General features: G+C 40.0%; 6 protein-coding genes. All 6 read right to left on the bottom strand.

All coding sequences use genetic code 11. The features are described from left to right. Nucleotides 1-607, bottom strand: a 607-nt coding sequence (locus SST111_RS07780) for a replication initiator protein A (protein ID WP_099810542.1), incomplete at its 3' end; no start/stop codon positions are given. Next, entirely contained in the window at nucleotides 604-777 is a 174-nt protein-coding gene (locus tag SST111_RS07775; protein ID WP_099810541.1) for a hypothetical protein, read from the bottom strand. The genes SST111_RS07775 and SST111_RS07780, both read right to left, overlap by 4 nt. A 331-nt stretch (nucleotides 778-1,108) precedes the next feature. Continuing rightward, nucleotides 1,109-1,711, bottom strand: a complete 603-nt coding sequence (locus tag SST111_RS07765; RefSeq protein ID WP_257211821.1) for a hypothetical protein — start codon at nucleotides 1,709-1,711, stop codon at nucleotides 1,109-1,111. Nucleotides 1,712-2,338: 627 nt separating this feature from the next. Continuing rightward, entirely contained in the window at nucleotides 2,339-2,953 is a 615-nt protein-coding gene (locus SST111_RS07755) for a hypothetical protein (RefSeq protein WP_202848239.1), read from the bottom strand. Between the two features lie 251 nt (nucleotides 2,954-3,204). After that, nucleotides 3,205-3,375, bottom strand: a complete 171-nt coding sequence (locus SST111_RS07745) for a cysteine-rich KTR domain-containing protein (protein WP_004614788.1) — start codon at nucleotides 3,373-3,375, stop codon at nucleotides 3,205-3,207. A 54-nt stretch (nucleotides 3,376-3,429) separates the two neighbouring features. Then, entirely contained in the window at nucleotides 3,430-5,349 is a 1,920-nt protein-coding gene (gene tet(O) / locus SST111_RS07740; protein ID WP_014636291.1) for a tetracycline resistance ribosomal protection protein Tet(O), read from the bottom strand. Between the last annotated feature and the right edge of the window lie 12 nt (nucleotides 5,350-5,361).

The following is a 5,361-nucleotide window of genomic DNA, read 5'->3' as shown; positions in this document are numbered from 1 at the left end:
AAATATAATCTCGATCGTACTTGGTCACGCCATCGACTTTTGAAGTAAAGTTCTCTTCTTGTTTCTCATCTACTAGCTGCCTCTCCTCCTCGTCCTCAATAAGGAAATCACTCCCTTCAGTTTCACTATATTCAGTTTCACTTCCTTCAGTCTCACTAGGGGCTGAATATAAGACCGGCCCCGTCTTTCTTTGAGACCCCCCTAGTGTTTTTTTAACACTAGCCCCGTCTGTATGTAAGACTGGGGTAGTTTCATGTTCTAATTCCCCCAAGTAAATTTTATTTGCCATTCGACCTTTTTCACTAGAGGACTGTTGGACTTCATCGATTAAGCCATATTCGCGTAATATTTTCTTGATAGAGAGTAGTTTTGACTTTGAACAGCCTAAAAGTGCCATCAGATTTGAATTGGAATAAATCAAATAAATAGCCCCATCCTCATCAATCCAACCTTTACTCAAAGACAACTCCAACCGATCCTTTAAAACCGCGTAGGCTACCTTAACCTCCAGCTTCATATCCTTATAACGTTCACTCTCAAACAAGACTTTTGGGAGTTTATAATAACGCTCTGATGTCTGATATTGATTAGCGGTAATACGTTTCATGATTGTCCCTCCAAGACTAATATTCCAACATTTCCAAATTCATCAAATCGGATTAAACCTAGTTGTTCCAATTCATCAATTAGCTGAGTTGCTTTCACAATATCAACTCCTAAAATAGTCACGAGATGACATATCACGATTTGGCGTGATGACTGTTCCTTCTTTTTCATGAATTCCTCCTGAAAATAAAAAAACGAGAACACTTATTAAAATGTTCTCGCTGAAATATTATATTTTATGACGTATCTATTTTTTGTCTACGCAGTCGACATCCAAACAGACGTTCACATCAATGTACTTTTTTTGAACCTTTTTTATGTCAAAATCACTCTTTTCAATAAAGACAAAATGCTTGAAAAAGTGCTTAAAATAAAGGATTTTTACCCGTTGCTTCGTTGTAGCAACACTACGCACTCCACGTGTGCTGAGAGCTTTCTTCTATACTAATAGACGAAAGGGATTGAAAGTTATTTTAGAATGATACTGTGGAACGGAATTTATTTACTCTTCTTTATAGTAATTACAGCAGCTATCACATAAAAATGGATAGTCATAATCACTAGGTGTACCAAAATCATAGCCGCCACAACGCTCACAGCCTGTCACCTCATTTATTTCTCCACAGTTCAAACACTTTCCTCTGTCAGTAAAAGCTTCGTCAATACATATCCAATACTCTCCACACTCTTGACATGGTAAATCTAAAATTGGATAAGAACCACCGTCTTTAATAATGGAATATTCGGAACTTCCCACCAAATCCCTATAGTCTATAAAATCACTATTTATTATATCAACCATTTTACTACCTAATCTAGACAGTTCGTGCTCTGAAACACCATCCATCTGGACCGGCATATAAGTACCTTGAAACTCATCGAATTCAACCTCTCCATTAGTATAGGACACTCTTCCAATTGATTCTGAACTTGAACTTCCATCTTTTTTATACTTTAAATATAGGAAACTTTCGGATCCTTCATAGGCGTTAATATCTGTATCAGCCTCAAAACTAATTAACTGACCATCTATTTTGTTTTCAATTTCGAATACAACACTATTTGAATTAAAATTCTTTAGTTCAGTATAATCGCTGAAATTCAAATACTCACTGAATCGGAAGGATTCTTCAATCGAATCATAAAGTCGACTAATATCTTATGACCTCCAAATTGTTCTACAATTTGATTCTACCACAAAAACGCAAAAAAGGCTGTAACCACAGTGGGTTCCCACTGTCGTCACAGCCTTTCTTTACTCTATAAATCTACCTCAGTTCCTTGCAGGAAGCGAACCGCGATTTCGCCTTTAAGTCCTATCGAGATATCGTTAAAAGGTATCAGATAGATTAACTGGTATTTTTTTAGCTTTAGTTATCGGAATCCAAAGCTCCATTTTAGCTTTCTATATCGTTTGGGTAAAATTTTGCCGATAACGATTTGATACTGTTCATTCATCATTTTACCACAAAAACGCAAAAAAGGCTGTAACCACAATGGTTTCCCCCTGTAGTTACAGCCTTTGCAGACCATACCGCCCCAAAACAGGTACAACTTCAAGCCCTCATATCTAAAAAAACTGTTCTTACTTTCCTCAAGCTCCCGGATCTTCTGCTTCATCACGCTCGTAAGTGTATCAGACTGCTTCTCAAGAAGCTTTGTAGCCCTCTGTATAGCCTCTATATTCGCCTGTAACGCCTTTCTAACCTCTTGGACGGTGTTTTCCTTAACCTCATCTTTCAGGCTCCCAATCTCGCCCGATATAGCGTCTTGAAGCAATTCGTTGCTGTTCTTCAGCAGCTCTACGCTCTGCTTCAGCTCGCTGATGAGCTTCCTGTTCTGCTCTGCGTCTCTCTGCCTGTTCTGCTCTGCCCTCACTTGTTCTTGATTTGACTGCTTCATCAATTCCTCGCAGTTCTCGCTCGACATCGCCAACGCTTCTTTGAGCAGACTGTTTTCCAGCTCTGTCCGGCTCTGTCGGTTTAACTCTTGAAGCTGCTCTCTTGGACTGCTCTGCTTCTGCTGTTCGTGCATTTCTCTCAAACTCATGCTCCATACTCTCCTTTCCAAAATCCATATTGTAGTATTTTTCCAGCTTGTTATCCCTGATTTTACAAGCCTTTTCTCCTGCCTGTTCCCTGGCTAAGTCGGTATATGTGATGTACTTGTGGCTGTCCTGCCAGTCCACCCCGTACCCTCTTTCATTCATCAGCCGGATAAAGGTTTCCCGGCTGGTCGCTGTTTCCTTACAATCCAGCACCGCAAGGGCAATATCCTGCACATAGCTTTTGACCTTTCCCTGCTCTGCCTGTTTCAAAAGCTGGTAGGTGTCTTTGCTCCATGCCACCGTTTCTTCCCGGACTTCTCCAGCAAATGTCTTTCCTTTCTCCGGCACATGCAAGCCCTGTTCCCAGCTCTGCTCGTTGCACCGTTCCTTTAAGTCTTTAAGGTCGTGCTTACTCAGAGGGTAATTTAGGGTATAACAAAATAACCCACCCGAATATCGTTTTTTTTATTTGGTGAGTTTGTTCTTTCAAATACGAAACAAAAAGAGCCGATGATTCGTGAATTGTTCCACAATTTCATCGGCTCTGCGTCTTAAGCGTCTGGCTCTTTGATGACAGTTATCTTCAAGTTGTCAACTTTAATCAATCTTTCTTGTCTGCATTTTGGACAATAAAGGGGATAATTCTCCAAAACAGTGTCCTTCCTAATTTTATTACGGGTTTTGCTCCCACAAACAGGACACAATATCCATTCGCATTTCATCATAATTAGTCTCTAATCCTTTCAAATCTCATTTTATATGACTTTTGCAAGCTGTTAAGCTAACTTGTGGAACATATGCCGAACCTTATCTATACGGCTATTCGGGCGGCGGGGTTGGCAAATAAATTTACCAATAGCTGGCTGGTATCCTTTTAACTCTGTCAAGCAGACTCCCTGCCCATTTGTGAAATAAGTTAAATCGTTCCTGTATTCTTGAATACATCTAGCAGGGATTTCTCCTTTCAGAATGACCTCGTCATTCTTTATCTGAGTACTTACAATATCTGCACAATACCTTGGAGCATCATGATACGCCCGTGAGAGATATTCCTGCGGTGCATAAATTTCAAAGTGGAGATATGGCTCTAATAGTTCTGTCCCTGCTTTTTTTAAAGCCTGCTCCAATACGATAGGGGAAAGCAGCCGAAAGTCTGCGGGGGTACTTACAGGACTATAATACAATCCATATTCAAAACAGATTTTACAGTCTGTCACTTTCCATCCATACAGCCCCTGCTCGCAGCCATAAAGAACCCCCTCCATAACCGCATTTTGGAACGATTGATTTAAATATCCAAGTGAAACTCTGCTTTCATACTGCACTCCGCTTCCAATAGGGAGCGGCTCTATGGACAACCCGACAGAAGCCCAGAAAGGATTTGGCGGGACTTCTATGTGGATGGTATATTCTGCTTTTCTAAGCGGTCTTTCCATATATATAACAGTAGGCTCTTTTATTTCTGCCTCCACATGATATTTTTCCTCAAGGATGGCACAAATGACTTCCATCTGCACATTCCCCAAAAAAGAAAGTATAATCTCATGCGTTGTAGTATCCACATAATATTTTAAAAGAGGGTCGCCATCTGAAATTTCTGTAAGTGCCCCAAGCAATATTTCCCGCTGTTCAGATTTCTTTACTGCAATCGTTGTTTGGAGCATAGGGAGAGGATTTTCAATAAATTTTCTCTGCGGCAACAGCATTTCGTTCCCCAAAATACTGTTTAGCTGCAAAACATCATTTGGTAAAATTACAATATCACCAGAGCAGGCTGTATCGGATGAATATAATTCACCGTTTGTCGGAACACACATCTCTGTGATTTTTATTTTCTCTTTTTCAGATATTTTAATAACATCCCTCAAATGCAATGTTCCGCTATATATACGCACATAAACAAAACGCCGCCTTTTCTCTGAATATTCAATCTTAAAAACCTGCCCGCATAGTTCAGATTGACCTTCAGGCGTTGATGAATAAAACTTACTGGCAATCACTTCTATAAGCTGCCGAATCCCCAGATTGTTTTTAGCACTTCCGTGATAAACGGGAAATAACGTTCCGTTTTGGAATCTCCTGTTTTCTTCCTGTTCCAGTTCTGACATTTTAAACGGTTTCCCTGACATATATTTCTCTAATAGTTCATCGTTTCCCATAATTACCGCATCCCACTGTTCCATATCGTCATTGTCCGTTACATTTATATGGGGATGCTGCCCAACCTTTTGCTTCACTATAATTTCCGAAGAAAGCTTTGCTTTCATTTCTTGATATACCATTGGCAAATCAATCCCCTCTTGGTCAATTTTATTGATGAAAAAAATTGTCGGAATCTTCATTGTCTGTAGTGCATGAAACAGTATACGGGTCTGTGCCTGTATGCCATCCTTTGCAGAAACTAATAATACTGCTCCGTCTAATACGGATAAAGAACGGTATACTTCCGCCAAAAAATCCATATGGCCTGGCGTATCTATAATGTTGACTTTTACATCCTCCCACTGAAAAGATGTCACTGCTGTCTGGATAGTGATTCCCCTTTGACGCTCCAAATTCATTGTATCTGTCCTTGTTGTGCCTTTATCTACGCTCCCTGGTTCTGCAATTGCACCACTGGTATACAATAAACTCTCCGTTAATGTTGTCTTTCCTGCGTCAACGTGAGCCAGAATGCCTAAGTTAATTATTTTCATGTGATTTTCCTC

Origin of the sequence: Streptococcus suis YS161 (assembly GCF_002760245.1) — a bacterium.
GTDB classification, from domain to species: domain Bacteria; phylum Bacillota; class Bacilli; order Lactobacillales; family Streptococcaceae; genus Streptococcus; species Streptococcus suis_I.
This window is presented reverse-complemented; position numbering and strand designations above follow the sequence as displayed.

Excerpts from the sequence above, each read along its gene's own strand:
- SST111_RS07745 (WP_004614788.1), bottom strand. The coding sequence starts at position 3,375 with ATGAAATGCGAATGGATATTGTGTCCTGTTTGTGGGAGCAAAACCCGT.
- SST111_RS07775 (WP_099810541.1), bottom strand. The coding sequence starts at position 777 with ATGAAAAAGAAGGAACAGTCATCACGCCAAATCGTGATATGTCATCTC.